This window comes from Bifidobacterium parmae (genome assembly GCF_002860365.1).
GTDB lineage: Bacteria > Actinomycetota > Actinomycetes > Actinomycetales > Bifidobacteriaceae > Bifidobacterium > Bifidobacterium parmae.
Genome location: NZ_NMWT01000009.1, coordinates 16,584 through 41,985, shown reverse-complemented (window position 1 = coordinate 41,985; position 25,402 = coordinate 16,584). Strand labels below are relative to the sequence as shown.

General features: G+C 66.5%; 18 protein-coding genes and 1 pseudogene. 5 read left to right on the top strand and 14 right to left on the bottom strand.

Annotated features, from left to right (window positions below; genetic code table 11):
- Nucleotides 1-12: 12 nt before the first annotated feature.
- The 8 genes from Uis4E_RS04120 to murA form a co-directional block, all read right to left on the bottom strand.
- Complete coding sequence (locus tag Uis4E_RS04120) at nt 13-1,248, bottom strand: ABC transporter ATP-binding protein (protein WP_101621992.1); 1,236 nt, start codon at nt 1,246-1,248, stop codon at nt 13-15.
- A gap of 5 nt (nt 1,249-1,253) precedes the next feature.
- Nucleotides 1,254-2,102 carry an ABC transporter permease gene (locus Uis4E_RS04115; RefSeq protein WP_101622018.1) on the bottom strand — a complete coding sequence of 283 codons (849 nt, stop codon included), beginning with the start codon at nt 2,100-2,102 and terminating at the stop codon, nt 1,254-1,256.
- Nucleotides 2,103-2,158: 56 nt separating this feature from the next.
- Nucleotides 2,159-3,085 (bottom strand): ABC transporter permease, encoded by a 927-nt coding sequence (locus Uis4E_RS04110; protein ID WP_101621991.1) that lies wholly within the window; start codon nt 3,083-3,085, stop codon nt 2,159-2,161.
- Between the two features lie 39 nt (nt 3,086-3,124).
- Entirely contained in the window at nt 3,125-4,291 is a 1,167-nt protein-coding gene (locus Uis4E_RS04105; RefSeq protein ID WP_101621990.1) for an ABC transporter substrate-binding protein, read from the bottom strand.
- A 321-nt stretch (nt 4,292-4,612) separates the two neighbouring features.
- Nucleotides 4,613-5,734 (bottom strand): D-alanine--D-alanine ligase family protein, encoded by a 1,122-nt coding sequence (locus Uis4E_RS04100; protein WP_101621989.1) that lies wholly within the window; start codon nt 5,732-5,734, stop codon nt 4,613-4,615.
- Nucleotides 5,735-5,801: 67 nt separating this feature from the next.
- Nucleotides 5,802-6,797, bottom strand: coding sequence for an NAD(P)H-dependent glycerol-3-phosphate dehydrogenase (locus Uis4E_RS04095; RefSeq protein WP_101621988.1), 996 nt, complete (start codon nt 6,795-6,797; stop codon nt 5,802-5,804).
- A 65-nt stretch (nt 6,798-6,862) separates the two neighbouring features.
- Complete coding sequence (locus tag Uis4E_RS04090) at nt 6,863-7,759, bottom strand: lysophospholipid acyltransferase family protein (RefSeq protein ID WP_101621987.1); 897 nt, start codon at nt 7,757-7,759, stop codon at nt 6,863-6,865.
- Nucleotides 7,760-8,071: 312 nt separating this feature from the next.
- The gene (murA, locus tag Uis4E_RS04085) at nt 8,072-9,397 is read right to left on the bottom strand and encodes a UDP-N-acetylglucosamine 1-carboxyvinyltransferase (protein WP_101621986.1); all 1,326 of its coding nucleotides are present in this window, start codon (nt 9,395-9,397) and stop codon (nt 8,072-8,074) included.
- A gap of 299 nt (nt 9,398-9,696) precedes the next feature.
- On the opposite strand from murA, the gene Uis4E_RS04080 reads away from it, so the two are divergent.
- Nucleotides 9,697-11,064, top strand: a complete 1,368-nt coding sequence (locus Uis4E_RS04080) for an NAD(P)/FAD-dependent oxidoreductase (RefSeq protein ID WP_101621985.1) — start codon at nt 9,697-9,699, stop codon at nt 11,062-11,064.
- A 185-nt stretch (nt 11,065-11,249) separates the two neighbouring features.
- On the opposite strand, the gene Uis4E_RS04075 is transcribed toward Uis4E_RS04080, so the two are convergent.
- Both Uis4E_RS04075 and Uis4E_RS04070 read right to left on the bottom strand, forming a co-directional pair.
- On the bottom strand, nt 11,250-12,353 hold the full coding sequence (locus Uis4E_RS04075; protein WP_101622017.1) for a beta/alpha barrel domain-containing protein: 1,104 nt from the start codon (nt 12,351-12,353) through the stop codon (nt 11,250-11,252).
- A gap of 402 nt (nt 12,354-12,755) precedes the next feature.
- Nucleotides 12,756-13,808, bottom strand: a complete 1,053-nt coding sequence (locus Uis4E_RS04070; protein ID WP_243394317.1) for a CPBP family intramembrane glutamic endopeptidase — start codon at nt 13,806-13,808, stop codon at nt 12,756-12,758.
- Nucleotides 13,809-15,571: 1,763 nt separating this feature from the next.
- Here Uis4E_RS04070 and Uis4E_RS11835 point away from each other — a divergent pair.
- Nucleotides 15,572-16,093: a PH domain-containing protein gene (locus Uis4E_RS11835; protein ID WP_165784844.1), complete on the top strand. Its 522-nt coding sequence runs from the start codon at nt 15,572-15,574 to the stop codon at nt 16,091-16,093.
- Nucleotides 16,094-16,206: 113 nt separating this feature from the next.
- A complete protein-coding gene (locus Uis4E_RS04060) occupies nt 16,207-17,784 on the top strand; it encodes a PH domain-containing protein (RefSeq protein WP_165784843.1) in 1,578 nt (525 codons plus the stop codon).
- 141 nt (nt 17,785-17,925) lie between these two features.
- Here the strand turns inward: Uis4E_RS04060 and Uis4E_RS04055 are convergent, their stop codons facing one another.
- Together Uis4E_RS04055 and Uis4E_RS12415 are read right to left on the bottom strand one after the other, a co-directional pair.
- Nucleotides 17,926-20,352, bottom strand: coding sequence for an Ig-like domain-containing protein (locus Uis4E_RS04055; RefSeq protein WP_243394316.1), 2,427 nt, complete (start codon nt 20,350-20,352; stop codon nt 17,926-17,928).
- A gap of 147 nt (nt 20,353-20,499) precedes the next feature.
- Nucleotides 20,500-20,886: pseudogene (locus tag Uis4E_RS12415) on the bottom strand (CAP domain-containing protein); the annotation flags it as partial.
- Between Uis4E_RS12415 and Uis4E_RS12175 the strand changes: the two are divergent.
- Complete coding sequence (locus Uis4E_RS12175; RefSeq protein ID WP_243394315.1) at nt 20,885-21,028, top strand: hypothetical protein; 144 nt, start codon at nt 20,885-20,887, stop codon at nt 21,026-21,028. The pseudogene Uis4E_RS12415 and the gene Uis4E_RS12175 overlap by 2 nt on opposite strands.
- A gap of 694 nt (nt 21,029-21,722) precedes the next feature.
- On the opposite strand, the gene leuD is transcribed toward Uis4E_RS12175, so the two are convergent.
- Both leuD and leuC read right to left on the bottom strand, forming a co-directional pair.
- Complete coding sequence (leuD, locus tag Uis4E_RS04050) at nt 21,723-22,409, bottom strand: 3-isopropylmalate dehydratase small subunit (RefSeq protein ID WP_101621981.1); 687 nt, start codon at nt 22,407-22,409, stop codon at nt 21,723-21,725.
- Between the two features lie 199 nt (nt 22,410-22,608).
- The gene (leuC, locus tag Uis4E_RS04045; protein WP_101621980.1) at nt 22,609-24,012 is read right to left on the bottom strand and encodes a 3-isopropylmalate dehydratase large subunit; all 1,404 of its coding nucleotides are present in this window, start codon (nt 24,010-24,012) and stop codon (nt 22,609-22,611) included.
- A 350-nt stretch (nt 24,013-24,362) separates the two neighbouring features.
- Between leuC and Uis4E_RS04040 the strand changes: the two genes are divergently transcribed.
- Complete coding sequence (locus Uis4E_RS04040; protein WP_101621979.1) at nt 24,363-25,205, top strand: IclR family transcriptional regulator; 843 nt, start codon at nt 24,363-24,365, stop codon at nt 25,203-25,205.
- Nucleotides 25,206-25,402 lie beyond the last annotated feature (197 nt).

Genomic DNA, 25,402 nt, shown 5'->3' with positions numbered 1-25,402 from the left:
CCGCGCAGGCGCTCAGCAGGCGAGCGCGGCGACGGGACGCGGCGTGACGACCACCTCGTCGCCGACGGCGAGACCGGCGGGCAGCTCGTTCGCAGGCAGCTGCACGGTGACCTTGAGCTGCTCGCCCTTGTTCCAATGCTGGTATTCGCCGCTGGAGATCTCGCAGTCGACGCGGGCCACGGCGCCGAGGAAGTGGATCACCTCGACGCGGGCGCGCTCGCCGGCCGCGGACGTGGCCGCGTCGGCGCGCACGAGCGCGATGTTCTCCGGGCGCACGAGCACGGCCACCGGATCGCCCTTCCTGGAGCCGGGCAGCAGCGGCACGCGCTGGCCGAACACGACCGCCTCCTCGCCGTCGGAGGCGCCGGGCAGACGGTTCGTCAGGCCGATGAACGTGGCCACGTATTCGGTGGCGGGACGCTGGTAGAGGTCCTGCGGGGCGGCGATCTGCTCGATGCGGCCGTGGTTCATCACGCCGATGCGGTCGGCGACGGCGAGCGCCTCCTCCTGATCGTGCGTGACGAACACGGTGGTGGTGCCGGTGTCGAGCTGGATGCGGCGGATCTCGTCGCGCAGCTGGACGCGCACCTTCGCGTCCAGCGCGGAGAGCGGCTCGTCGAGGAGGAGCACGCGCGGCTTGATGGCGAGCGCGCGGGCGAGCGCCACGCGCTGCTGCTGGCCGCCGGACATCTGCTGGGTGAACTTGTTCGCCTGGTCGGCGAGGCCGACGAGTTCGAGATGCTCCATGGCGGTGCGTCGGCGTTCGGCGCGGCCGACGCCGCGCACTTCGAGACCGAATTCGACGTTTTCGACGGCGGTCATGTGCGGGAACAGCGAGTACGCCTGGAACACCATCGACATGCCGCGCTTGTTGACGGGCACGCCGGTGACGTCCTGTCCGCCGACGAGGATGCGGCCGCCCTGGATGTCCTCAAGGCCGGCGAGGGAGCGCAGCGCGGTGGATTTGCCGCAGCCGGAGCCGCCGAGCAGCACGACCATCTCGCCGGGCTTGATGTCGAGGTTGAAGTCGTCGAGCGCATGCACGGTGGAACCGGGGTAGATCTTGACGACGTCCTGCATCTGGATGCCGCCGCCGCGGGTGGCGGAATCCTTGAGCAGGGCCTTGGCGGCCTTGGTCACGTCCTTGCCGCGCACGCCTTCGAGCGTGGCGGTCGGATCGTTCTTGAACTCGTGTTCGGTCTGCTTGGCGCCGCCGGCCGTGACGTCGTTCTGTTGTACGAGGGACATATCGGTTACTTGCCTTCCTTGGTTTCGCCCGCGCGCGTCCTGCCGATGTGTTCGGAGATGAGGTCGAGCGCGACGAGCAGCACCACGCCGAACAGCAGCGCGAGCAGCGACATGGCGGTGGAGATCTGGGAGTTGGATTGGCCGAGCTGGTAGAGCGCGACCTGCAGGTTCATGCGGCCGAGCAGCGAGGCGACGGTGTATTCGCCCAGCACCACGGCGATGGAGATGAAGCTGGCGGACAGAATCGACTGCCACAGGTTCGGGATGATGACGCGGAAGAACACCTTCGGCCAGGAGGCGCCGAGCGAGCGGGACGCCTCGACGAGGGTCTTCACGTCGATGGAGTTGAGTCCGACGGCGATGGCGCGGAAGGCGAACGGCATGACGAGCACGACGTAGGCGAAGCACAGCCAGATCGGGTTGGTGTCGAGCACGGCGGAGCTCAGCCAGCGGTAGATGGGGCCGAGGCCGACGACGAGCACGATGGCGGGGATGGTCAGCGGCAGCGTGGCGACCCATTCGATGGCGCGTTCGAGCGCCTTGGAGCGGATGTGCACGATCACCATGGTGGGGACCATGAGCAGCAGCATGAGCACGACGGTCACGGCGCACAGGGCGAGCGAGGCGCCGAGTCCCTGCCACAGGACGGTCAGGTCGGCGCCGAGCGATTCGCCGTTGCCGGTGAAGATCGCGATCCACGGGGCCGCGGACCAGCGTCCGGACAGCGGGTGGCGCAGCGTGAAGACGAGCATGGAGATGAGCGGCACGAACAGGAACGCGAGCGTGACGAACAGGATGACGAACTTGATGACGCTCTGCTTGCGCACGCGGGCGGCGCGCAGCTGCGGCGGCATCGCGCCCTTGGCGGCGGCGCCGGTCGCGGCGGCGCCGGTGGTTTCGATGGTGGTGTTCACTGCCAACGTCCGGCCCTCTTTTCCACGGCGTGGCTCAGCAGCATGACGATGGCCACGACGATGATCATCGCGAATGCCAGCACCTGGGCGAATCCCTGCTGGTTGGGATCCATCTCGTTGCGCATCGCGCCCTGGATCATCAGCGGCACGAGGATCGAACGCTGCGAGAACAGGGCCGCTGCGGTCGCGTACGCGGAGAACGCGGAGGCGAACAGCAGCAGGAACGCGGAGATGAAACGGGGGGTGAGGATCGGCAGGGCGATGCGCGTCCAGTACTGGAACGTGTTGCCGCCGAGCGATTCGCATGCCTCGCGCCACTGCGGTCGGATCGAATCGACGGCGGGCAGGAAGATGATGATCATCAGCGGGATCTGGAAGTAGCAGTACACGGTCACGAGGCCCGGCAGTGAGCTCAGCCAGTTCGGGTTGACGGTCAGTCCGGTCACCTGTTTGATGAGCATCGTGCCGATGCCGTTGATGCCGATCGTCGCGATGAACGCGAACGCGAGCATCACGCCGCCGAACTGGGCGAGCACGGAGGAGATCGCGGAGACCATGCGGCGCAGCAGGCCGTTCGGCTTCGAGCCGATGACGAGCGCGTAGGAGGCGAGGCCGCCGACCACCGCGCCGATCACGGAGGACGCAACGGACACGAGGATGGAGGTGACGAACGCGGAGACGGTGTTCGGCTCGAACAGTTTGCCGAAGTTGTCGAGCGTGAAGCCGCCGTCACGGGTCTGGAACGCGCCGACGACCACGATGACGGTCGGGGCGAGCAGGAAGCACGCGGTGTACGCGAAGAACGGGATCGTCACCGCGAAGGTGCCGAGCTCCTTGCGATGCCGCGCGATGGCGGAGGAGGTAGCGGACGGACCCGCGGCCTTGCCGGCGACGGGTCCGTGCTGTGCGATTGCTGCGGTCATGGGGTATGTTCCCTTGGACGCTGCGGATGTCCGACCGGCTCAGTTGCCGATCGTCTTGTCCCAGTTGTTCTGCAGCCAGTCGGTGATGCGGGTGGCGTCGTCGTTGGTGTAGCTGACCGGCTTGCCTTCGATGGTGACGGCGTCCTTGAGGGTGGCCTGGTCGACGGTGCCGTCCTGCTTCATCGAGTCGAGCAGCACCGGGTTGGCGCCGCCCTTGAACCACAGGTTCTGGGCTTCGGCGGTGTACAGGTACTCCTCCCACAGGCGGGCGGCTGCCGGGTGCGGCGCGTCCTTGTTGATGGCCTGGTTGTAGTAGCTGACGACCTGTGCCTTCGGGAAGGTCTTGTACTCCCAGTTGACGCCCTTGCTCTTCAGCTCCTTCTTGTAGGAGGCCTGGTTGTAGGTCCAGTCCATGACGACGCCGGTCTGGCCGGAGTCGATGGTGCCGTTGGTCACGTCGACGGTGGTGAGGTTGCCGGCGTCCTTGAGCTTCTTGAAGAAGTCGAGGCCGGGCTGGACGTTCTTGATGTCGCCGCCGGCCAGCTGGTTGACCATCAGGTAGCCGTTGAAGGCGGCGCCGGCCTCGGCGGGCTTGCCGTTGAGGGCGACGGTGCCGGCGAACTTCGGGTCGAGCAGGTCGTTGAAGGACTTGATTTCGCCGTACTTGTCCTTGTTCCAGCCGATCGACATGATGCCGGTGTAGTCGGCGTAGTAGGCGCCGTTCGCGTCCTTGTCCTCATCCGGGATCTTGTCCCACGCCTGCACCTTGTACGGGGCGAAGGAGTCGGTGGAGGTGGCGGCGATCTGCTGGCCGAGGTCGAAGACGTCCGGGGCGGCGTCGGTGCCCTTGTTGGTCTTGGCGGCGTCGAGCTCCTCCTTGGAGGAGGCGTTCGGGTTGAGTTCGGTGATCTTGATCTTCGGGTACTTCTTCTTGAAGGTGGAGATGACCTCGCCGTAGTTGGACCAGTCGTGCGGCAGGGCGATGACGTTCAGCGCGCCTTCCTTCTCGGCGGCCTTGACGAGGTCGTCCATGGTGCCGAAGTCGGCGAGGGAGGTGGCCTTGGCGGACTTCTGGTCGACGGTGACGGACTTGCCGGTGGAGCCGGAGCCGTTGCTGGAGGAGGCGTTCGACGAACCGCAGGCGGCCATCGAGAACGCGAGCACGGTGGCGATGGCGCCAGCCGCGATCTTACGCAGGTTCTTCATGGGTGTTCCTTTACTCAACTTGCCTCTAGGGAGTTGCCTCTAGGGAATCGGGGTCTTCGTCCGCGCCGTGGGCGCGCGACCCGTAATCCAATTGAGAAAGGTACGTCCGTTATCCGTCCCGACACCGACGCCCCGGTGAACGCCGTGCGACCTTGCGCGACGAATCGATGAACACTCGGAATCCGCAGATGAATTGTGACGCTTACGTTGTTTGCGTCAACATCGGGGCGAGGGGGAAAAACGCGGGGAGGGTCCCGCCGCGACGGCGGGACCCTCCCCGACGATCGACCGGCGTGCATCACCGGCCCGACATCCAGGCGTCTAGCGCAGCACGCCTTCGATGAGGCGGGTGATGAGCGCGGTGTAGCTCACGCCGGTCGCGTCCCACGCCTTCGGATACATGGAGATCGGCGTGAAGCCGGGCATCGTGTTGATCTCGTTGACCATCACGGTGCCGTCCGCGGTGACGAACGTGTCCACGCGGCTCAGGCCGGCGCCGTCGACCGCGACGAACGCGCGTCGGGCGACGTCACGCACGTCCTCGAGCACGCTGACCGGCAGGTCGGCGGGCACTTCGACATGGCTGGCGGACGCGTCCATGTACTTGGAGTCGAAATCGTAGAACTGGTCGTCGTCCTGATGGTCGAGCACGATCTCGCCCGGCCAGCTGGCCTCCGGCTCGTCGCCGGGGGCGGCGGCGAGCACCGCGCACTCGATCTCACGGCCGTCGATGCCCTGCTCGATGAGCACCTTCCAATCATGCCTGCCGGCTTCGGCGATGGCGGCGCCGAGCTGGGAGGCCTGCGCCTCCGGCGAATCGGCCTCCTCGACCTTCGTCACGCCAAAGCTGGAGCCGGCGCGCGACGGCTTGACGAACAGCGGGTACGCGAGACCAGCCTCGGCGACGCGCTCCAGCGCCTCCTCGGGGCGGACGGAACGGGCGTCGACCATCACGCCGGGCGCGGTGGAGATGCCGGCCGCGTTGAGCACGACCTTCGTGTAATGCTTGTCCATGCACGCGGCGGACGCGAACACGCCGCATCCGACGTACGGCACGTCCATCATCTCAAGCAGGCCCTGCACGGTGCCGTCCTCGCCGTACGGGCCGTGCAGCACGGGGAACACGGCGTCGACGTGGCCGAACGGCTCGAGCGTGCCGTCCGCATTGCGCGCGAAGAAGCCATCCTGGCCGCGCGCCACGTCGAGCACGACGTCGCGCGCGCCGGCGGTCCTCTCGACGGTCGGCAGCGCGCCGCCGTCGAGGTTCCAGCCGCGCGGGTCCTCGCCGTCGACGATCCACTTGCCGTCCTTGGTGATGCCGACCGGCACCGCCTCGAAACGGTCGGCGTCGAGCGCGTTCAGCACGCCGGCGGTCGAAATGCAGGAGATCGAATGCTCGTCGGCCCTGCCGCCGTACAACACCACGATGCGCTTCTTGGTCATAGTCGTTTTCTCGTCCGTTTCTCTAGTGCTCTTTGCCGAATTACCGAATCGTTCCGGATACCGTATCCTACTCCGCGGTGATTTCGCGGCCGAACAGCTGGGACAGCATCTCGGCGCAGGAGATGCCCTCGTCGAGCACGCGGCTCATCGCGTAGGCGAGCGGCGTTGGCACGCCGAGCTCGTCGCCGAGCGCGACGACCGCGTCGGTGGTGGGCACGCCTTCGGCGACGCCGTTGCTCACCTTCGTCGCCTCCTCCTTGCTCAGGCCCTTGCCGAGGTTCGCGCCGAACGTGTAGTTGCGGCTCAGCGGGGAGCCGCACGTGGCGATCAGGTCGCCCACGCCGGCGAGACCGGCGAAGGTCTTCGGATCGGCGCCGGCGGCCTTGCCGAGCGCGGTGAGTTCGGCGAGACCGCGCGTCTCGATCATCGCGGCCGTGTTCTCGCCGTAGCCGGCGCCGCGCGCCATGCCGACGGCGAGCGCGACGACGTTCTTCAGCGAGCCGCACATCTCCAGTCCGATGACGTCGGTGGTGACGAACGCCTTGAAGTAGTCGGTGGTGCACGCCTTGGCGACCTTGGTCGCGTTGTCGAGGTTCTCGCAGCCGACGACGGTCGCGGCGGGCTGGCGCAGCGCGATCTCCTTGCTCAGGTTCGGGCCGGAGACGGCGGCGAAACGCTCGGCCGGCAGGTCGAGGGATTCGCGCACGACCTCGTCCATGCGCTTGTTCGTGTTGCGTTCGATGCCCTTCATGAGGCTCACGACGATCGCGTCGTCGGGGATGAGGCCCTTGAATTCGGCGAGCGCGACGCGCGCGAACTGCGCGGCGATCGCGACGACGACGATCTCGGCGTCCTTGACCGATTCGGCGCGGTCGCCGGTGGCGGTCATATTGTCCGGCAGATGCTCGATGAACGGGAGCCTCACGTGGTTGCGGTGGTTGTCGCGGATGCCTGCGACGATTTCGGGCTCCATCGCCCACATCGTCACGTCATTGCCCGCGTCGGCCAGCACCTGGCCGAATGCGGTGCCCCATGCGCCGGCGCCGAGAACAGTGATCTTCATGCTGTGTGATTCCTTACTTTCGATTCGTGACTGTTTCGTGACCTTCGTGCCATGCTACTCGCCGCTCACGCCGAAGCGATCGGCTTGCGGCTCATCGTGCGGTAGTCCCAGTAGCCTTCCGCCGGGAACTTCTCGCCGCGGATCTCCTCAAGCAGTTCGTTGAGGCGGATGAACATGCGCCATTTGAGCGTTTCGACGGCTTCGGCCGGCGGCTCGTCGCCCCAGTGCTCCATGCCTTCGAGAAGGTCCGCGTAGTCGAGCTGGTGGTCGTAGCACATGACGACGTTCTTGCGCGGCCACGGCCACCAGTGGTTGATGGAGGCGGCGCCCCACGTGGCGGCGCAGAACAGCGGCACCTGCCTGCCGAGCCGGCGGGACGCTTCGAGCGCGATGTAGGCGGCGCCCTCCTTGATGCTCATCACCCATTTCTGCGGGTCGCGGGTGACGGTGCCTTCGGGCCAGACGGTGAGCGGACGGCCGGAGACGAGGATGTCGATCGAGGTCTCCTCGATCTGTTTGGCCTTGCCGGAGTGGCGTTGGACGGGCTGCATGCCGACGATCTGGAACCATTTGCCGATGAGCGGCCATTTGGCCATCTCGGCCTTGGCCATGTAGCGGGGGCGGCGGCCCATGTGGAACATGCTGGCCATCGGCACGAACACGTCGAACATGGTCACGTGCGAGGCGGCGGTGATGAACGGGCCGTCCTCGGGGATGTTGTCGAGTCCCCACGCGCGAGTCTTGCAGCTCGCGTTGAAGACGACGTCGACGCCTTTGAGCAGGCGGCGCGTGCCGTTCGGGTTCTGCGCGTCGATCTCGCGCTGGTTGATGCGGCGGTCGGGGCCGGTGGGCAGGTCGCGCATCGGGTCGACGAGATGATGCTTCTTCGCGAGGTTCGCCACCTGCGCGTCGGAGAGCGGTGTGACCGCGGAGCGCGGCGACGGTTTTCCTTTGGATGCCATGCGCCTTATTCTACGTTCGCCCCCTACCGCGGCCCGTGCGCCGAGCCTTCCCCGCCCCCGCCGGCAAAGCGGACCCGGCCCGACCTTTTCCCTCGCCCCGCTGGCAAAGCGGACCCGGCCCGGCCTTTTCCCCCGCCCCGCCGGCAAAGCGGACCCGGCCTTTTTCCCCGCCCCCGCTGGCGGGGGCTCCCGCGAAGCGGGTGGGGGTGGTCTCAATCGCACCCGCGAAACCACCCCCAGTCAGCCTACGGCTGACAGCCCCCGCCAGCGGGGGCAAACAGTCCGCCAGCGGGGGCGAGCATGACGGCGACGTCAGTCGATGTCGGCGCCGAGCTGGTGGAGTTTACCGCGGAAGTCGGCGTAGCCGCGGTCGATGAGGCTGATGCCCTGCACGTTGGACGGGCCCTTCGCGGCGAGCGCCGCGATCAGGTGGCTGAAGCCGCCGCGCAAATCCGGCACGTCGATGTCGCGGCCGGTGAGCGGGGTCGGTCCGAAGATCACCGCGGAATGCTTGTAGTTGCGCTGCTGGAAGCGGCACGGCAGGGAGCCCAGGCACTCGCGGTACAGCTGGATCGTCGCGCCCATCTGCACCAGGGGCTTGGTGAACCCGAACCGGTTCTCGTACACGGTCTCGTGCACGATCGACAGGCCGTTCGCCTGCGTCAAAGCCACGACCAGCGGCTGCTGCCAGTCGGTCATGAAGCCGGGGTGCACGTCCGTCTCGATCGCGACCGGCTTCAAGTCGCCGCCCGGATGCCAGAAGCGGATGCCCTTGTCGGTCACGTCGAACTCGCCGCCGACCTTGCGGAACACGTTGAGGAACGTCATCATCTCCGGCTGGGTCGCGCCCTTGACGAAGATGTCGCCGCGCGTGGCCAGCGCCGCCGACGCCCACGAGGCCGCCTCGATGCGGTCGGTGAGCGACGTGTGCGTGTAGCCCTTGAGCTCCTTGACGCCCTCGATGCGGAACGTGCGGTCCACGTCCACGCTGATGATCGCACCCATCTTCTGCAGCACGGCCACCAAATCCATGATCTCCGGCTCGATCGCCGCGCCCGACAATTCGGTCTTGCCCTCCGCGAGCACGGCCGCGAGCAGCGTCTGCTCGGTCGCGCCCACCGACGGGTACGGCAGGTGGATCTTCGCGCCCTTCAACCCGTTCGGCGCGGTGATGTGGATGCCGTCCTTGTGCTCCTTGTCGACGTTCGCGCCCAGCTTCCTGAGCGTCTCCAGATGGAAGTCGATCGGACGGCCGCCGATGTTGCAGCCGCCCAGCGCAGGGATGAACGCCTCGCCCAGACGATGCACCAGCGGGCCGGAGAACAGGATCGGGATGCGCGACGAACCGGACAGCGTGTCCACGTCCGCCACGTCGGCGAGCTGGACGTGCGTCGCATCAATCGTGACGACGCCATGATCGCCGTCCACATCGACGTCCACGCCGTGCAGGCGCAGCAGGTCCGACACGACATGCACGTCGCGGATCTCCGGAACGTTCTTCAGCACCGACTTGCCCGGCGCGAGCAGCGCGGCGACCATCGCCTTGCTGACGAAGTTCTTCGCGCCACGCACCTTGATCGTGCCGTTCAGCGGCTTGCCGCCTTCGACGTGCAGCACGTCGTTCTCGTTTTCGCCCACGATTACCTCTTTCGATTCAACAGGACCGCGAAACACTATCAAACAGTGTGCCATAAGGCATGTGCGAACACCGTGAAGCACGTGGCGATGCGGCTGGCGGCGTAATCGCCGCCGCCATCGCCGCGACCACCGCCGCGATTGTGACGCGCGTCACAATCGCCGGCGATCGCCGCGTGCCCGGCGGACCCGTCGTCGCCGTTTTGCTATGGTGGGCAGCAGAGGTGAACGTTCACGGAAGGCAGGCGATCGGAGACTGCCGGAACGCGCCACCCGCACCACTACGCAAAGGAGCATAATCCATGACCACCGTCGCCATCGTCGGATGCACGCACGCCGGCACCTTCGCCGCCACGTCGATCCTCGCCGAGCATCCCGACTGGACCGTCCACGTGTTCGAGCGCAACGGCACGCTGTCGTTCCTCTCGTGCGGCATCGCGCTGTGGGTCGGCGACCACGTGTCCGACCCGAAGAAGATGTTCTACTCGTCGCCCGAGGCGCTGGCCGAGGCGGGCGCGACCATGCACATGCGCACCGACGTGACGTCCATCGACGTCGCCGCCAAGACGCTCACCTACCGTCCGGTCGACGCGATCGGCGTGGGCGTGGGAGACTCGGCCGGAGAGGAGCGGACGCTGCACTTCGACAAGCTCGTCGTCACCACCGGCTCGCGCCCGGTCGTGCCGCCGATCCCCGGCATCGACAGCCCGCACGTGCTGCTGTGCAAGAACTGGGACCACGCCATCGCCATCAAGGAGAAGGCGAAGGAGGCGAAGTCCGCGGTCGTGATCGGCTCCGGCTACATCGGCGCGGAGATCGCCGAACAGTTCTCGCTCACCGGCGTCAAGACCACGCTCGTCGACGGCCTCGACCGTCCGCTCGCCAACAACTTCGACAAGCAGATCACCGACCAGGTAGCCGCCGCGTTCGAGGAGCACGGCGTCACGCTCGCGCTCGGCCAGAAGGTAACCGCCTTCCGCGACAACGACGACGACACCGTCACCGTCGTCACCGAGAAGGGCGAATACACGGCCGAGATGGCGATCCTCGCGGTCGGCTTCCTGCCGAACACGGACCTGCTCAAGGGACAGGTCGACATGCTGCCGAACGGCGCAATCGTCGTCGACGACTACATGCGCGCCTCCGTGCCGGACGTGTACGCGTGCGGCGACTCGGCGACCGTCTTCTACAACCCGACCGGCAAGCACGACTACATCCCGCTCGCCACGAACGCGGTGCGCCAGGGCCTGCTCGTCGGCCGCAACATCGCGGAGCCGACCGTCAAGTACCTCGGCACGCAGGCGACGAGCGCCGTGCAGCTGTACGACCTGTCGCTCGCCGCGTCCGGCCTGACCGCGGCCGGCGCGGAACGCCGCGGCCTGACGGTGCGCGAGACCGAACTGACCGAGGACTACCGCCCCGACTTCATGCTCACCACCACGCCCGTCACGTCGATCCTCACGTGGGATCCGGAGACGCGCGAGGTCAAGGGCGGCCAGTTCTGCTCGAAGGCGGACATCTCCGGCGCCGCGAACGTGATCTCGATGGCGATCCAGGCGAGGTTCACCATCGACCAGCTCGCGAACGTGGACTTCCTGTTCCAGCCGAACTTCGACAAGCCCGTCTACTACGTCGGCGCCGTCGCCATGAAGGCCGCCGCCGAAGCCTGACAATGCCGCCCCCGAAGCCTGACACATGCCGCCCCCGCTGGCGGGGGCTCCCGCGAAGCGGGTGGGGGTGGCTCGACGCGTCCCCACGCGCAACCACCCCCAGTCGGCTGACGCCGACAGCCCCCGCCAGCGGGGGCATGACGGAACGGTACCCCTCGTCTACGGGGCCGATCTTCTCAAGACCGCTACAGACTCGCCTTGATCTTGCGGGCGAGGTCGGCGTCCCACATCGCGCCGGTGGCGGACATCACGCTGTCCGCGCCGGCGCGCTTGTACGCGGCAAAATCATCCGGCGTCACGACGCCGCCGACGCCGTTGATCGCGAAATCGAGTCCGCTCTTCTCGCGGATCGCGGCGAGGCGCGAGACCATGTCGAGACCCGCGCCGCGGATCGCGTGCCCGCACACGCCGGAACGGTCGCGGCCCTTGCCCGGCAGGGCCTGGCGGCCCTCCGCGTCGACGAGACGCGCGGAGATCGTGTTGATCGTGCTGAAGCCCTGCACGGTGCCGCGGCCCACGGTCGACCGCACCATGAGCTCGAGCGCCGCATCGTCGGGGATGTAGGCGAGCTTCACCATAAGCGGCGTGTCGCCGATCTCGTTCTTCACCGCCTCGGCAATACGGCCGACGAGCAGCGGGTTATGGCACAGCAGCACGTTGTGGCCCTCGTTCGGGCAGCTCGTGTTCATCACCATGACCTTCGCGCCGGTCTCCTTGACGAGGCGCGCGGTGGTCGCATGGTCGGCGATGTACTCCTCCTCGGTCATGCCCTCCACGCGGGAGCCCTGGAAGCCGGGGACGAGCAGCTGGCCGGGGCCGGCCGCCGCGATCGCGCGGAACATGTCCGGCTGCCACAGGTCCGGGTCCTGCGAGGGCACGCCGAAGCTGTTGGAGATGGAGATCGGACGCTCGTAGTTCGTGTCGGCGAGCACGCCCTCGTCGAGTTCGGGACTGCCGGGGGTGAGTGAGCCGTCCGCGGAGCGCGGGTGCACGGCGAGCACGTTCGGGAACGGGTTGCAGCCCCACGCGCGCGAGCGCACCGTCTTGTAGGTGGCCAGGTCGAAGCCCATGCGGAACGCGGCCGTCGTGAAACGGCTGTTGAGCAGCGGCCCGGCCGGGATGCCGAACGCGAGGTTCACCGGCACCCCGAGGAACGAGTCGGCGGGAGTCTCGGCGGAGACAGCCTCCTCATCCCGCTGCAGCGCTTCGGCGAACGCGCCGAACGGGCCCTGCTCGTAGTTGTCCTCATAGGTGCGGTTCACGTCGTAGAACGGTTCGGACTGCTGGATGTCCTGACTCATGGTGTTCTCGATTCTCCTCGGCTCTGTGCGTGTGGCTGTGCGCGTGTCCGTGCGCAGAGAACGACTGCGCGATGACGGTGCGTCCCTGCGCGACGTCGAGCGGAAATCGCCGCAATCGGCGGATACGCTCGCCTATCTGTCCATTCTCCAGCATAAGCACCGTCATACACAAACGACGCGCCTTCAGAGGTACATCGCTCGCCGCGCAATCCCCCATCAGTCATGGTGCGTTCCCGCTGATCATGGTTCGTTCCCCGATTCGCCACGGAAAACCGATGGAAATCACGGAGCGAATCCATGCATACCCGGGAGCGAACCGGGCCGCCCGCGGAACGAACCGCACGAAATAAGACAGGATGGAGGCCGCATGCGAGCACGGCATCGCTCCGTTCAGCCGAGCATCGCGGAGACGAACGAGATGATCGCATACAACGCGTTGAGCACGACGAACACGATGAACGCCCACGACGTCCAACCGAAATACGTGTCCTGACCGCTGCGGTTGACGCGCAGGAACCCGCCGATCTGTTTCCGCCCGACGATCAGCACGATGATCGCGCCGACCACGCCGACCAACGCCAATGCGAGCGAGAAGATGCCATACCCCATGTTGCTGAGGAAATGGCTGGCGAGACCGTCGACCACGCCGGACAGAATCGCGTTGTTGAAGATGTGCAACGCGATCGACCAGACCAGCGAATACTCCATCGCGACATAGCCGAGCACCAGACCGAACAGGAACGCGAAGAATCCCTGCACCACGTCGTCATGGAACAGACCGAACGCGAGCGCCGACGTGAAGATCGCGAAGTTCTTGCCGAGCGGCTTCAATTCCTTCATCAGCACGCCGCGGAACATCATCTCCTCGCAGATCGGCCCGACCAGACCGATGTACAGCCACATGCTCACGGTGACGGCGGATTCGTTGATGCTGTCCGACGTGGGCGATGCCAAATCAGTGCCGAGCATCGAGAACGCGAGCTGGATGAGGACGATCACGCCCTGCACGCCCAACGCGACCACGATGATCGCGAGGCAGGCGAGCGGCGTCATGCGCCGGCCGCCATACTGGCTGACCGTACCCACCTGGTTCATCTCGCCGTAGGTCTCCCGATGCGGGCCGCCCAACCAGTATTCGCGGGTGAAGATGTCGCGGTGGCGCATGAGGATGAGGAATCCGACCGCGGAGAACACGGCGATGAGACTCATCACGCCGGTCCACCGGTTGAACGCGCTGTCATAGGACGACGAGCCGCCGCCCGGATTCATCGCGGCGTAGATCACGCCGAAGACGATGCCGACGACGATGCTCATGCCCACCATCACGGCGTCATAGGCGAGCGTCAGACCCATCGCGCGGTTGACGACCTTGCGCCGCCATGTGCGCCACCATGCGCGCGGGTCGATGGCCGCGAACGTCGGCACCGCCATCGGCATGGGCATCGGCTGTGCGTAGTAGGTGGGCCACATCGGCTGGGGTTGGTACTGGGGCTGGTACTGGGACTGGGGTTGAGGTTGAGGTTGGGATTGGTACTGAAGCTGGGGCTGAGGTTGGGATTGGGATTGAGGCTGCGGCGGGTAGATGGGAGCGGCCCCCGGCGTAGCGATGGCAGCGGCCCCCGGCGTAGCGACGGCACCCGGGGCTCCGGCGGTCCCCGTCGGCGCGCCCATCGGAATCGTCGGCATGCCGGCGGCCGCGGGAACCGGGGAAGCCGGCGAAGCAGCAGGGGCGCCCGCAGCATACCGCGGGTACTGCACGGATTGCGGCGCGTATTGGGCGGGCCTGAGCTGGTACTGGGAGGGTTGCGGCTCGTACTGAACGGATTGCTGCGGATACTGGGCAGGCTGCGCCGGGTACTGGGCGAAGGGCGCCGCCTGCCGGGAATACGGCGTGGGTTGCGGCCCCATATCTACCGCCCACTCCCCCGGATTCGGCTGCATCGGCTGTTGATATGGGGAACCGGACCATGACGACGAGAAATCCACGGGAGAAGCCTGCGGATTCACGTCGCCGGACTGCGGCACGCCACCTTGGGAGACACCGCCTTGCGGAACACCGCCTTGTGGAACACCGCCTTGCGGAACACGACCTTGCGGAACACGACCGACCTGCGGTGCTCCAAGGCCAACCTGCATGGTTTCGGCACCTACCTGCATGGTTTCCGGTGCAACGTGCGGAGTTTCGCCGGCAACGTGTAGGTTTTCAGTCGCAACCTGCGCAGTCCCCTGCTGAAGACCGGCGCCCGGCACTGTCACCGGGTTTTCGGAAACCGCGGTATTCCGCGGATTTCCCGAACCGGCAAACGGTCCGGCAGGAGCTTCTACTCGACCACCCCGTACAGGTTGGCCCGCGGCATCTACACGTTCGTCCCCAAAACCTACAGGTCGCCCCTCGGACCCTACACGTCCGTCCGAAAACCCTACAGGTCCATCTCCAGACCACGCAGGTTCGCGCCCCGACCATGCAGGTTCACCCGGAACCCCCACGGTCCCCTCCTCGTTTCCTGCGGATTCCGGAGGCCGTACCGATTCCGCTGGCAATACCGGCTCCCCCGGCCTCACCGGCTCGCCTGCCTGCGCAGGGCTCCCGTACCGCGACCGCTGTGTCGCATCCCATTGTTCCCGTTGTTCCTGCTCGGATTGTTGCGCCTGTGGATTCGCATCCCCCTGCGGACGCCCTTCATTCGTATTCATGGTGCCAACCTATTCCCCGTTCCTGAACGTAACATGACCGTTCATTGAACATCATGGCCAAGCATCGTGAGCCGACCACCATGGCGAATCGCAAAGCCCGCAAGCATACGTATGGACGGCAGCGCCACGCCTCGCTCGATACACCTCGATTCGATATATTCGATACAGTGAAGCGTATGAACGGACTCAAGGAGGGCATCAACAACATCAGAGGGTGGGAGCACGACCACCCCCAGTCGGCTGCGCCGACAGCCCCCGCCAGCGGGGGCAGAACGGGGAACCCGGACGGCACGGACGGAACGAGAAACCCGGACTACGCGGGCGGAACGGGGAACCCGGACGACGCTGGCGAAACAGGGAACCCAGACGGCACGGGCGGAACGAGAAACCCGGACTACGCTGACGAAACAGGGAACCCAGACGACGGAGCGGAACAGGGAACCCGGACAGCGGGAGCAGAACGAGAAACCCGGACAGCGGGAGTGGAACGAGGAACCCGGGAGGCGGCAGACATGACGCGCAACGACCACACGGGGAGCGGCGACATGGCCGAAACCGTGTGGCGTGCGCTGCCGGAGCGGGTGCGGACGGTGTGGCTCATCAACGAGGCGATCCAGTGCGCGGTCTGGCTGGCGGCGTGCGGCGTGTTCATGGCGATCTGCATATCCCACGATTGGTGGGGGTTCTGGACGCAGCTGGTCGCCGCGCTCGCCGCGGCCTACGCGGTCGGCGACCTCGCGACCCAGCCGTTGCAGACGAAATACCGGTACGCGTTCACGCGTTTCCGCATCGGCGAGCGCGACCTCGCCACACGCACCGGCTGGTTGTGGCGCAGATCCACGACCACTCCGTACAACCGCGTGCAACATGTGGACACGCGGCAGAATCCGGTGCAGCGCCGGTTCGGATTGACCACGGTGGTCGTGCATACAGCGGCCGACACGACCGAGATCGCCGCGTTGGACACCGCGGAGGCCGAACGCATGGTCGCGACGATCGCGGACCGCGTGGCCGACGCCAGGGAGGACCTGTGATGCCCTCTCCCGCCACAGCCTCAGCCCCCTCAGCCCCAACTCCCGCAGCACCCGCTCCCGCCACAGCCGCACTCCGCTGGCGTCGGCTCCACCCGGCGGCGCTGATCGTGCGTGTGGCGTCGAACGCGAAGGGCACGGTCTCGCTGCTGCTCTCGTTCATCGTGATCGTCCGCGTTTCGCTGATGCGGCATGAATGGTGGCTGTGGCTGGCGGCCGCGGCGATCGTCGCCTACGTGGCGGTCGCGCCGCTCTGCGCGTGGCTGTCGACCCGATACCGACTGTCCGCCACGATGCTCGAATACCGTTCCGGCGTGCTGTTCCACAGGCGTCGCGCCATCGCCTATGGTTCGATCCATGCGGTGAACAGCGCGAGCCCGTGGTGTCTGCGCCCGTTCGGCGTGATCCGCCTGACGGTCTCTCCGGTCGGCGACGACGCCGACATCGATCTGAGCGCGGTTCCGGCCGCATTGCAGGATGAGTTGGAACGCCGACGTGCCGACGCGTCCGGCGCGGCACGATTCGGCACCTCGACACCGCGGACCGACGCCGATTCCCCGACCGGAGCCTCCACGACCGGGACCGCCACGGATGGGGTCGCCACGGCAGCCACCGACACGGTAACCAGCACCGCGACCGTCCCCACCACTCCGCGCGCCGGCATCGTCACCTCCTGCCCCACCCGCGCACCCGTGTTCCGTGCATCGACGCGCGACATCCTTCTGTTCGCCGTCACTGATCCGCGTATCGTCGCGGCCGCGATCGTCGTGTTCGGGTTCGTCCAGAATGCGCAGGACATGCTGCCCCACGCGCTCACGCGCACCGCGGAACGGTCGATCGGCGACTACGCCTCGCAGGGCGCCGTTGCGATCGCGCTGCTCGTCCTGGCATGCGTCGTCCTGCTGATGCTCGTCAGCGTCGTGATCTCCCTGCTGCATTTCCACGGGTTCGAGGTGCGGCGGCGCGGCGACGACCTGATCGTCGAACGCGGCCTGTTCACGCGTCGCGCGACAACGATTCCGACGGCCCGCGTGCAGACGATCGTCGTGTCGCAGTCGTTGCCGCGCCGCGCGTTCGGATTGTGTTCGGTGCGGCTCGGATTGTCAGCCGCGACGAAGGATGACGATGTCGCGTCCGCCGCGGTCGTGTTGCCGGTCATCGGCGCACGCCGCGTGGCTGTGACGTTGCGCGTGATGCTGCCCGAATGGGATGTCCCGGACATGTTCGCCGCGACGGCACCGACCCGTCGCACGGGTCTCGGCCTCGCACGGTACTACGTGACGATGCCGCTCGCCGCGACGGCCGTCGCCACACTGCTTGTGGGCGTGGGCGGCCCGGCGACCGGCTCGTGGCCGTGGTGGGTGATGATCGTGCCGCTTGCGGCGGGATCGTGGTGGACGGTCTGCCGGTGGCTGCAATCGCGAACCGAGGGGTACGTGATTCTGCCGGATGGCGATGCTCTTCCGCACCGGATTCTGGTGACGGGGGCGACGCGGTGGGGGTTGTTCGCGATGGTGACGCGGCGGGCGCGCGTGCAGTCGGTGACGCGCATGACCACGCCGTGGCGCGACGCGCGTGGCGTGGAGGGTCTGCGCATGCGCCTGTTCGTGATGAACGGCATGGCCCGGATCCGGTTCCGGTTTCTGCAACGTGCCGACGCGGACGCGCTCGAAGCGTGGTTCACCGGGCGGTGACGGCCCGTGATGTGGGGCGAATACGCGAAGTGGCCTCCTTCCCGGATGGGGAAGGAGGCCACTTCAGGGGGCTGATTCGTCGGCGGCAACTACCGCTGACCGGTTTCACGCGTTCGGTTCAGCCCTGCGGACCGGGGCGCGTCACTGCTTCTTGCGCTTGGTGAGAACGAAGAGCGCGACGGCGGCGATGACCAGCAGCACGACGATGACCGCGATGATCGCGACGCTGGAGCCGGTGGTCGTCAGCGTGTTGTTCGCGTTCGTGTTGTTGCTCGGGGTCTGCACCAGCTTGTCGCCGGAGGTGACGGTCACGGTGGCGGTCACCTCGTAGTCGGTGCCGTTCACGGTGGCGACGCCCTTCACGGAGAAGGTGCCGGCCTTCGCGTACTTGGCGGCGGGCACGTCGTTCCACGTCACGGCCGCGTCGGTCGTGGAGCCGTCGGACCAGTGGGCCTTGACGGTCTTCGGCAGGACGGGCGCCTTGCCGGCGGTGGTCGTGACCTTCACGTCGCGGTCGACGGACTGCACGGTGGCCGCCGTCACGGTGACGGTCGCCTTGATCGTGTAGTCCTTGCCGTCCACGGTGAACGGGTTGCTTTCAAGCTCGAACGAACCGGTCGTGTCGAGCTTGTCTGCGGCGATGGCCGGCCACGTGACGGCGATGGTGTCGGTCTCGCCGTTGGACCACTCGGCGGTGGTGTGATCCGGCAGGTTCGGCTGCACGCCGACCGTGGTGCCGATGGTCACGGGCTCGGTGTGGACGGTCACGGTGGCCGGGTTGACCTTGACGGTGACGGTCACGTCGAGTCCGGTGGCCTTGCCCTTGACGGTGAAGGAACCGCCCTCGCGCTTCGCGTAGTCGTCCTTCGTGTAGGACGTGGTGACCCACGTGATCGGGCTCGTGGTCGTGTCGCCGTTGGACCAGGTGACGGTCGCGGTCTTCGGCAGCTCGCCGGTCGGATCGGTGCCGGAGTCGACGGTGACCGTGGTGGTGCCGTCGGCCAGCTCGGCCTTCTGCGCGGTGGCCGGATTGACCTTGTAGGTGGCCTTCACCGGGTAGTCCGTACCGGCGATGGTGACGGTGCCGTTGACGGGGAACGTTCCGCCCTTACGGTTGGTGTAGTCGGCCTTGTTCGGCTCGTCCCATGTCACGGATTCCTGCGTCGTGGTGCTGTTCGACCACGTGACGGTCGCCTTCAGCGCGTTGAGCGCGGTTTCGGGCGACGTGCCGGAGTCGACGGTCACGTTGGCGTCGGCGCCCGCGGCGAGCTGCGGGGATTCGACCTTCGTGACGGTGGCGTTGACCACGGTCACGGTGACGGTGACGTCATGCTTCGTGTCGTCGACGGTCACAGAACCGGTGACCTGCACGCGGTCGCCTACGGTCTTGAACTGGTCCTTGGTGAGCTGCGGCCAGTCGATGCCCGCAGTCTCGGTGTCGCCATTGGAGTAGGTGACGGTCGCCGTGATGCTGCTCAGGTCCGGCGTCTGGTCGACGACGGTCTGCGCGGTGGTGGCGGACGGCTCGACGGACTGGACGGTGGCGGGCTTGACGGTCACCTTGAAGGAGACGCCCTTCGCGTATCCGTCGACGGTGCCGTTGACGGTGAACTCGCCGCCGGCGCGCTTGCCGTACTCGGCCTTGGTGAGCTTCGTCCACGTGACGTTCGCGGTGCCGGTTTCGCCGTCGTTGTACGTGACGTCGACGGTGTCCGGGTACGTGGGTTCGTTGCCGGAGTCGACGGTCTGGTCGGCCGGCGCGGTGACGGACGCGATGGTGCGCGCGGTGACGATCACCTTCACGGTGACGGTGAAGGACTTGTCGCCCACGGCGACCGTGCCGTTCACGTCGAAGCCGTTGGCGTTCTCAGAGGCGTACTGGTCCGGGGTGACGGCATCCCACGTGACGTCGGCCTGCTGCGTGGCGCCGTCGGAGTAGGTAACGGTCGCCTTGACCTGGCTCAGATCGGGCGCGTGCGTGGCGATCGTGGAGACGGAGGACTGCGCGGCGACGGCACCGGTCGGCACGGCGTCGGTCACGTTCACCGTGACCTTGGCCTTGATGGCGGTGCCGCTGACGGTGCCGTTCACGGTGAAGCGCTTACCCGCCGTGGCGTACTTGTTCGGGGCGATGGAATCCCACGTGACATCGACCGGCTGCTCGGAGCCGTCGCTATAGTGGGCGGTCACCTGTGCGGGCAGGGTCGGGGCCACGCCGGCGGGCGTGGAGACGGCGGTGGCGTCATCGAGCGAGGTGATGGTGATCGGATCCCACTTCGCGTACAGGGTGATGTTGCCGGTGACGCCGGAGTTGAAGTCGTACTTGGTGGTGAGCTTCGCGTCGGAGTACCAGCCGCCGAACGTGTAGCCGGACCTGGTCGGCGCGGTCGGCGAGGTCGCGACGCTACCGGAATCCACGGTCTGCGTGGCCACGGCGGAACCGCCGTTCGAGTCGAACGTGACGGTGTACTTCTTGCCCAGCTCATTCACCTTGGCGACGTAGGCCTTGAAATCGCTGAGATAGTTGGAAGCATCGTATTCATACCCGGATGAACCCATCCACTGCATGCCTCCATACACCTGAGATTGAGTCATGCCATTCGCATAATCGTTTCCATTGAAATTCGCGTGCCGAGCAATGGCCAAACCAGTCGTGGAGAACGGAAGAACCTCAACCTTGGTCTCATTCGTGACACAAATCTTATTGGTCAAAGCACGGTAATGGCCGATTTGGGCAGAAGAGCCACAATCCAACGGATGGTCATCGTAATTACTGATTTCCGAATACCAGCTTTTTACCGCCGCAGACTGATTATCCGAGGTCCACGGATTGTAGGCACTACTGGTATAGAGATTTTCGAGAGCGAAATCCCAATTCTGACCGTTATTGGCCGCATGCCCCCAATGATGCGATGAATAATTGACATTGGACTGCGACGCGGCCATCATCTTATCGGTGACCTTCAGAGGAGTCAGCCCGCTACCATTATCATCACATGCACGAGCCGGGTTTCCCTTCGGCAAATCAGTGCGGCACGGCTCATTCGTCAATGAAGAGCGGAAAGCATTGATGGAAATAATCTGTTCGATGGAAACTTCCATGTTAGCCAAGGACGTTGCATCATCCGCGGCTCCGATATTGGTCAAATCCTTAAAATGGGCGGTCTTCAACAAATCGGCCGCATCCGCAGCGGTGGCCTTCTCGGAGGCATCCGACGCGTTCTCGGACTTCCAGACGAAGTAGCCGTAGGACGACTTCTTTTCCGTAGTGGACAGCGCACTCCAACCGGTGGCCGCCTGAGCGGGCAGGGCACAGAAGAGCATCGCCGCGCTGGCGAGCGCGCCGACGACCCCCATCCCCACTCGCGTCATGATGTTCTTCGACATCTTCCTTCTCCATACTTCACGATCGTGAACGCCCCGGAGCGCCCGCGGCGGCGAAGCCGACAAGCGACGGCGAGGGCATCCTTGCATACGCGGTCAAGTATAGAGCGATGTCTTGATAGACGGAACGAATGGCCCACAGGAGGAAAGCAAAAGGCGCCCCCACCGGCGGAGGGCGGTCGCCCGCGCGACGATAAGGAAGAAGTCGCCCCAAGCCCGCCCCACCGGCGGAGGGCGATTGCGCATCCCGGCTGTCGGGCGCCCTACGGGTCAGAGCTCGCCCCCGCTGGCGGGGGCTGTCGGCGAAGCCGACTGGGGGTGGTTAGTGGCGCGATATCGGGGCCGGCCGGAAGACCACCCTCAAAGACCACCCTCAGTCTCACTGCGTTCGACAGCTCCCGCCAGCGGGAGCGAGAGCACTCAGCCGGCCTGCAGGCGTCAATCCCCACCGGCGGGGAGCACTCGGCCGGTCACAGCCGACGCCTCCCGTCGGCGGGGCCACCCTCAGTCAGCCTGCGGCTGACAGCTCCCGCCAGCGGGAGCGACAAGGTCAATCAGATGATGCCGCGATCGGCCAACGGGCCCGCCCAATCGTATTCGGGCTCGCGGGCGGAGGCTACGGGCTCTTCGGGGAGGTGCTTGGCGGGGATGGTCTTCGGCTTGAACGGGAACTTCTCGGCGCGCATCTTCTCGTAGGCGGCGATGTCGTCCTCATGCTGGAGCGTCAGGTCGATGTCGTCGTAGCCGTTCATCAGACGCCAGCGCGTGTAGTCGTTCACCTCGAACGGGAGGGTCACGTCGCCGCAGGTCACGGTGCGGTCCTCGAGCGAGACGGTCATCGGGCGGCCCGGCTCCTCTTCGAGGAGCTTCCACAGCAGTTCGACGCTCTCCTGCGGCATGATCGCCGCGAGCACGCCGTTCTTCGCCGTGTTGCCGTAGAAGATGTCGGCGAAGCTCGGCGCGATGACGACGCGGAACCCATAATCATGCAACGCCCACACCGCATGCTCGCGGGAGGAGCCGATGCCGAATTCGGGGCCTGCGACGAGGATCTGGCCCTTCGCGTATTCGGGCTTGTTGAGCACGAACTCGGGATCACGGCGCCACGCGTAGAAGAGCGCGTCGTCGAAGCCGGTCTTGGTGACGCGCTTCAGGAACACGGCGGGGATGATCTGGTCGGTGTCGACGTTGGAGCGGCGCAGCGGCACGCCCACGCCGGTCAACGTGGTGAGTTTTTCCATGATGAAAGTCCTTTGTGATGTCGCCCCGCTTGTGAGGGGGGGCTGTCGGCGGAGCCGACTGGGGGTGGTTGGCGTCGTGACCGCACGGACCACCCTCAGTCGGCCTTGCGGCCGACAGCTCCCGCCAGCGGGAGCGGAATGGGGGCGTCCGTACGATCGGGCACGGGAATCGTCCGCGCGTCCGCGGCGCGCGGTCCGTTTACAGATCGGCGGGGCTGGAGATCGTGCCGCGGATCGCGGTGGCGGCGGCGACGGCGGGCGACGCGAGGTGCGTGCGCGAGCCCTTGCCCTGACGGCCTTCGAAATTGCGGTTCGACGTGGAGATCGAGCGCTCGCCCGGCACCATCTTGTCCGGGTTCATGCCGAGGCACATCGAGCAGCCGGCGTTGCGCCATTCCGCGCCGAAGTCCTCGAACACCTTGTCGAGTCCTTCCTTCTCCGCCTGCAGGCGCACGCGCGAGGAGGCGGGCACGACGAGCACGCGGTGGATGTTCTTCGCCTTGTGGTGGCCCTTCATGATCGCGGCGGCCTGACGCAGGTCGTCGATGCGGCCGTTCGTGCAGGAGCCGATGAACACGGTGTCGACGGCGATGTCCTTGATCGGCATGCCCGGCTTCAGGCCCATGTACGCGATGGCGCGCTCGGCGGCGGAACGCTTGGTCGCGTCGGCAATGTCCGCCGGGACCGGCACGTTCGCGGTGATCGGCAGGCCCTGGCCCGGGTTGGTGCCCCACGTCACGTAGGGTCCGAGCTGGGACGCGTCGATGTCCACCTCCTTGTCGAAGACGGCGTCGTCATCGGTCTTCAGCGTCTTCCAGTACGCGACGGCCTTGTCCCACATCTCGCCTTCCGGCGCGTGCGGACGGCCCTTCAGGTATTCGAACGTGGTCTCGTCCGGCGCGATCATGCCGGCGCGCGCGCCCGCCTCGATGGACATGTTGCACACGGTCATGCGCTCGTCCATCGTGAGGTTGCGGATCGCCTCGCCGCGGTATTCGATGACGTGGCCCTGGCCGCCGCCGGTGCCGATCTTCGCGATGATCGCGAGGATGATGTCCTTCGCGGTGGCGTCCGCCGGCAGCTTGCCGTTCACGTTGATCGCCATCGTCTTGAACGGCTTCAGGGACAGGGTCTGCGTGGCCATCACGTGTTCGACCTCGGAGGTGCCGATGCCGAACGCGAGCGCGCCGAACGCGCCGTGCGTGGAGGTGTGCGAGTCGCCGCACACGATGGTCATGCCCGGCTGGGTGAGGCCGAGGATCGGGGCGAACGCGTGCACGATGCCCTGGTCGGCGTCGCCGAGCGCGTGCAGACGTACGCCGAACTCCTTGCAGTTCTTCTCCAACGTGCTCAGCTGGAGGGCGCTCGTCTTGTCCGGGTTCGGACGGTCGATGTCCACCGTGGGCGTGTTGTGGTCCTCGGTGGCGATGAGCTGATCGACGTGGCGGGGCTTGCGGCCTGCCAGTCGCAGACCCTCGAACGCCTGGGGGCTCGTGACTTCATGCATGAGCATCAGGTCGATGTACAGCAGGTCGGGCGCTCCGTCGCTGCCCTTCCGTACCAGATGATCGGCCCAGACCTTCTCGGCCAGTGTCGTTCCCATGGGGATTCCTCCTAAATTTCTCGGCGCTAGGTCTTGTGTTTGCGCCGTGTTCGTGGTAATAGAGTATGCGGTCAACATGGGGGCGACCATATCCCGGCCGGATTATGAGATGTGCCGTCGGGAGTGTGGATTCCCCTTGGATTTCGGCCGGAATTCCGCCGAAATCGCCGTCTCTCCCCCGGTGGCGCGAACGTCATGCAACGCCGTTGTCATGCGCGTTTCACCGCCCGTGGACAATGTGAGCGCACACAGATTCCATTACTCGGTCATCCGCCGACATGCGGAGTTCGTCACGTGGTACACTGCCCCGATTTGGCATTTCACTATGTGAGATGGTATAAACGGAAACCATGACTTCCATGCACTCAGATACCGCTGTGGCCGAAGAGCCGGTCGCCGAGCAGGACACCACCGACGACAAGGCCCCCAATACCGCCGCCACCGCGCAGACCGCCGAGAAGAACGACGGCGAGGTGCATTCCGGCGTCGGCGTGCTCGACAAGACCGTGAAGATTCTCGACGCCCTCGAAACCGGCCCCTCCACGCTCGGCCAGCTCGTGGCCGCCACCGGTCTGGCCCGACCGACCGCCCACCGACTCGCGATCGCGCTCGAACGCCACCGCTTCGTGCTGCGTGACCAGCACGGCCGCTTCGTGCTCGGCTCCCGTTTCGCCGAGCTCGCCGCCGCCGCCGGCGAGGACCGACTCCTCACCGCCGCCGGCCCGATTCTCCAGACGCTGCTCGACCGCACCGGCGAATCCGCGCAGATCTACCGCCGTCAGGGCGACCAGCGCGTGTGCATCGCCGCCGTGGAGCGCGCCTCCGGCCTGCGCGATTCGATCCCCGTCGGCGCGATGCTGTCGATGGAGGCCGGCTCCGCCGCGCAGATCCTGCTCGCCTGGGAGGACTCCGAGCGCATGCACCAGGGCCTGCGCCACGCGAAGTTCAACGCGACCAAGCTGGCCGCCGTCCGCAAGCGCGGCTGGTCCGAGTCGGTCAACGAGCGCGAGGAGGGCGTGTGCTCGATCTCCGCGCCGATCCGCAACGCGTCCGGCCAGGTGATCGCCGCGATCTCCATCTCCGGCCCGTCCGGACGTATGGGCAACGCCCCCGGCCGTCGCTACGCGCCGCTCGTCATGGCCGCCGGCAAGTACCTGACCGAAGCCCTCATCAAGGCCTCCTCCGGCCGCTAAGCCGATATTCCCGGTCCGACGGACCACCCCCAGTCACGCTTCGCGTGCCAGCCCCCGCCAGCGGGGGCTTCTTCATATCGCCCCACCCATACCATCTCGCCCCGCCATGTGCCCGCACCTCGCCCCCGCCGGCGGGGCTCCCTATACACCGCAAACGCACCATTACACAGCCCCCGCCGGCGGAGCTGTCGCCGTCT

Excerpts from the sequence above, each read along its gene's own strand:
- Uis4E_RS04120 (WP_101621992.1), bottom strand. The coding sequence starts at position 1,248 with ATGTCCCTCGTACAACAGAACGACGTCACGGCCGGCGGCGCCAAGCAG.
- Uis4E_RS04115 (WP_101622018.1), bottom strand. The coding sequence starts at position 2,102 with ATGCCGCCGCAGCTGCGCGCCGCCCGCGTGCGCAAGCAGAGCGTCATC.
- Uis4E_RS04110 (WP_101621991.1), bottom strand. The coding sequence starts at position 3,085 with ATGACCGCAGCAATCGCACAGCACGGACCCGTCGCCGGCAAGGCCGCG.
- Uis4E_RS04105 (WP_101621990.1), bottom strand. The coding sequence starts at position 4,291 with ATGAAGAACCTGCGTAAGATCGCGGCTGGCGCCATCGCCACCGTGCTC.
- Uis4E_RS04100 (WP_101621989.1), bottom strand. The coding sequence starts at position 5,734 with ATGACCAAGAAGCGCATCGTGGTGTTGTACGGCGGCAGGGCCGACGAG.
- Uis4E_RS04095 (WP_101621988.1), bottom strand. The coding sequence starts at position 6,797 with ATGAAGATCACTGTTCTCGGCGCCGGCGCATGGGGCACCGCATTCGGC.
- Uis4E_RS04090 (WP_101621987.1), bottom strand. The coding sequence starts at position 7,759 with ATGGCATCCAAAGGAAAACCGTCGCCGCGCTCCGCGGTCACACCGCTC.
- Uis4E_RS04080 (WP_101621985.1), top strand. The coding sequence starts at position 9,697 with ATGACCACCGTCGCCATCGTCGGATGCACGCACGCCGGCACCTTCGCC.
- Uis4E_RS04070 (WP_243394317.1), bottom strand. The coding sequence starts at position 13,808 with ATGCCCATGCCGATGGCGGTGCCGACGTTCGCGGCCATCGACCCGCGC.
- Uis4E_RS11835 (WP_165784844.1), top strand. The coding sequence starts at position 15,572 with ATGACGCGCAACGACCACACGGGGAGCGGCGACATGGCCGAAACCGTG.
- Uis4E_RS04055 (WP_243394316.1), bottom strand. The coding sequence starts at position 20,352 with ATGCAGTGGATGGGTTCATCCGGGTATGAATACGATGCTTCCAACTAT.
- Uis4E_RS12175 (WP_243394315.1), top strand. The coding sequence starts at position 20,885 with ATGTTAGCCAAGGACGTTGCATCATCCGCGGCTCCGATATTGGTCAAA.
- leuD (WP_101621981.1), bottom strand. The coding sequence starts at position 22,409 with ATGGAAAAACTCACCACGTTGACCGGCGTGGGCGTGCCGCTGCGCCGC.
- leuC (WP_101621980.1), bottom strand. The coding sequence starts at position 24,012 with ATGGGAACGACACTGGCCGAGAAGGTCTGGGCCGATCATCTGGTACGG.
- Uis4E_RS04040 (WP_101621979.1), top strand. The coding sequence starts at position 24,363 with ATGACTTCCATGCACTCAGATACCGCTGTGGCCGAAGAGCCGGTCGCC.